The sequence below is a fragment of the Streptomyces sp. 8P21H-1 genome (assembly GCF_013302945.1).
The window spans coordinates 1-3,061 of record NZ_JABTYA010000252.1 but is presented as its reverse complement, the minus strand read 5'-3'; the positions used below and the strand labels follow the sequence as shown (position 1 = coordinate 3,061).

Annotated in this window: 4 protein-coding genes; 1 reads left to right on the top strand and 3 read right to left on the bottom strand. The window is 73.0% G+C overall.

The genetic code is table 11. The annotated features are described in order from the left end of the window. Window positions 1-652: aminodeoxychorismate/anthranilate synthase component II (locus HO151_RS04965; protein WP_173894894.1), on the top strand; the 652-nt coding region annotated here is incomplete at its 5' end. Window positions 653-751: 99 nt separating this feature from the next. Here HO151_RS04965 and HO151_RS04960 read toward each other — a convergent pair. The 3 genes from HO151_RS04960 to HO151_RS04950 all read right to left on the bottom strand — a co-directional run. Then, window positions 752-1,780 carry a 6-phosphofructokinase gene (locus tag HO151_RS04960; RefSeq protein WP_173894893.1) on the bottom strand — a complete coding sequence of 343 codons (1,029 nt, stop codon included), beginning with the start codon at window positions 1,778-1,780 and terminating at the stop codon, window positions 752-754. Window positions 1,781-1,923: 143 nt separating this feature from the next. Beyond that, complete coding sequence (locus HO151_RS04955) at window positions 1,924-2,601, bottom strand: response regulator transcription factor (RefSeq protein WP_173894892.1); 678 nt, start codon at window positions 2,599-2,601, stop codon at window positions 1,924-1,926. After that, a partial coding sequence (locus HO151_RS04950) for a sensor histidine kinase (protein WP_254594732.1) occupies window positions 2,598-3,061 on the bottom strand: 464 nt, incomplete at its 5' end. The genes HO151_RS04955 and HO151_RS04950, both read right to left, overlap by 4 nt.

The window sequence follows — 3,061 nt, the reverse complement described above, 5'->3', positions numbered from 1 at the left end:
GATGCAGGAGCCGCCGGCCGGACGGACGGGCCACGCGCTCGTCGTGGACGGGGAGGACACCTTCACGGCGATGCTCGCGCACCTGCTGCGCTCGTCCGGCCTGGCGGTGACCGTGCGGCGGTACGACGAGGCGGGGCTGCGCGAGGCGGTCCTCGCGCACGAGGGCCCGCTGGTGCTGGGCCCCGGTCCGGGCGATCCGTCCGACCCGGCGGACCCGCGGATGGCGGTCCTGCGCGGCCTCGCCGCGGAGGCGGTCCGCGGGCACCGGCACGGCGTCCTGGGCGTGTGCCTCGGCCATGAGCTGATCGCGGCGGAGCTGGGTCTGGAGACCGTGCGCAAGGAGGTCCCGTACCAGGGCGCCCAGACGGAGATCGACTTCTTCGGGCGGACGGAGACCGTCGGCTTCTACAACAGCTTCGTGGCGCGCTGCGACGACGGGGCCGCGCTCGCACTGGCGGCCCGCGGTGTCGAGGTCGCCCGTGACGCGGCGGGCGAGGTGCACGCGCTGCGCGGGCCGGGCTTCGCCGGGGTGCAGTTCCACCCGGAGTCGGTGCTGACCCTGCGCGGCACGGACGTCGTACGGGAGTTGCTGGAGGGGGTGCGCGCGGGGGCGGGCGCCCGCGCGTTCGCGGAGCGGCGCCCCGCGCGGTAGCCGGGGACGCGGCCGGCGCACCGGGGTGCCGGTGCGCCGGCCGGGCCGAAGGCTTCGGCCCGGCCGGCGTTCGGGGAGCAGGCACCCGGGGCCGGGGAGTCAGCCGAAGAAGACGCCGGCCTCCTCGTACAGGCGGGGGTCCACCGTCTTCAGGCGGGCCGTCGCCTCCGCGATCGGGACGCGGACGATGTCCGTGCCCTGGAGCGCCACCATCTTGCCGAAGTCCCCGTCCCGCACGGCCTCGATGGCGTGCAGGCCGAACCTCGTGGCCAGCCACCGGTCGAAGGCGCTGGGGGTGCCGCCCCGCTGCACGTGCCCCAGGACGGTCGTACGCGCCTCCTTCCCCGTGCGGCGCTCGATCTGCCCGGCCAGCCACTCCCCTACGCCCGACAGCCGTACGTGCCCGAAGGAGTCCAGCGAGCCGTCCTTCAGGACCATGTCCCCGTCCTTGGGCATCGCCCCCTCCGCGACGACCACGATCGGCGCGTACGAGGCCTTGAAGCGCGAGGTCACCCAGGCGCAGACCTGGTCGACGTCGAACCGCTGCTCGGGGATGAGGATGACGTTGGCACCGCCGGCCAGGCCCGAGTGGAGCGCAATCCAGCCGGCGTGCCGGCCCATCACCTCGCAGACCAGTACCCGCATGTGCGACTCGGCGGTGGTGTGCAGCCGGTCGATCGCCTCGGTCGCGATACCGACGGCCGTGTCGAAGCCGAAGGTGTAGTCGGTGGCGGACAGGTCGTTGTCGATGGTCTTCGGCACGCCGACGACGGGCACCGCGTACTCGTCGGTGAGGCGCGCCGCGACCCCCAGGGTGTCCTCGCCGCCGATCGCGATCAGGGCGTCGACCTCGCACTTGGCGAGGTTCTCCTTGATCCGGCGGATGCCGTTCTCGGCCTTGAGGGGATTGGTGCGCGAGGAGCCGAGGATGGTGCCGCCGCGCGGCAGGATGCCGCGTACGGCGGGGATGTCGAGCCGGACGGTGTCGCCCTCCAGCGGACCCCTCCAGCCGTCCCGGAAGCCGGTGAAGTCATAGCCGTACTCCTGCACGCCCTTGCGGACGATGCCCCGGATGACGGCGTTGAGCCCGGGGCAGTCGCCGCCTCCGGTCAGTACTCCGACCCGCATGGAAAGTCCCTTCGCCACGGTTGGCTGACGGAACTCACGCTAATAGTGATGCAGGTCACTCCAGGAGAGGGCGGAAGGTCAATTCCGGTGCAATCTGCGGGAGTTGATCACGTGCCATCACTCGTTGGTGTGTATCGGCCGGTTTACGCGTCGTCGAGACCCCGCTCTATGGCATAGCGCACCAGCTCCACGCGGTTGTGCAGCTGGAGCTTGCCCAGGGTGTTCTGGACGTGGTTCTGGACGGTGCGGTGGGAGATGACGAGGCGCTCGGCGATCTGCTTGTAGCTCAGGCCCTTGGCCACCAGCCGGAGCACCTCGGTCTCACGGTCGGTGAGCTGCGGGGCCCTGGGTTCGCCGGCGCCCGCGGCGGGCCCGGGGTCGGCGGCGAGCCTGCGGTACTCGCCGAGGACCAGGCCCGCGAGGCCCGGGGTGAAGACGGGGTCGCCGACGGCCGTGCGGCGCACCGCGTCGATCAGCTCCTCCGTGGAGGCCGACTTCAGCAGATAGCCGGTGGCGCCCGACTTCACGGCCTCCAGGACGTCGGCGTGCTCGCCGCTCGCGGAGAGGACCAGGACGCGCAAGGAGGGGTCGAGGCCGACCAGTTCCTTGCAGACCTGCACCCCGGGCTTCTCGGGCAGGTTCAGGTCCAGCACCAGGACGTCGGGCCCGGCGGCCCTGGCCCGGCGCACCGCCTGCTCCCCGTCGCCCGCGGTCGCGACCACGTCGAACCCGGACTCGGCCAGGTCGCGGGCGACCGCGTCCCGCCACATGGGGTGGTCGTCGACCACCATGACCCTGATCGGGTCCTGTCGCTCGCTCATTCCTTCTCCGCCTTCCCCCGCCTGCTCCCGGGCCCTCTGCGGGCCTTCGGGTCCCTCACGTCCCCGGCCGTGTTCCCCGGTGCCTTCCGCGCCGCGTTCCCCGGCGCGTCCTCCGGTGCGTCCTTCGGTACCTTCAGTTCGACCTCCGTGCCCTGGCCCGGCACTGAGATCAGCTCGGCGGTGCCCCCGATCTCGCGCAGCCTGCCCCGGATCGACAGGGCGACGCCCAGGCGCCCCTCCCCCTCGGCCTGGGCGAGCCGCCCCTCGGGGATGCCGGGGCCGTCGTCGCGCACGGTCACGATCACCTCGTCCGGCTCGTCCTCGACCAGGATCCACGCACACGCGTCCGCGCCCGCGTGCCGGTGGACGTTGTCCAGCGCGGCGCCCACGGCGGCGGCCAGTTCCCTCGCCGCCCCGGCCGCGAGCAGCACCGGCGTCCCCGGCCCGGAGTACGTCACCT

Excerpts from the sequence above, each read along its gene's own strand:
- HO151_RS04960 (WP_173894893.1), bottom strand. The coding sequence starts at position 1,780 with ATGCGGGTCGGAGTACTGACCGGAGGCGGCGACTGCCCCGGGCTCAAC.
- HO151_RS04955 (WP_173894892.1), bottom strand. The coding sequence starts at position 2,601 with ATGAGCGAGCGACAGGACCCGATCAGGGTCATGGTGGTCGACGACCAC.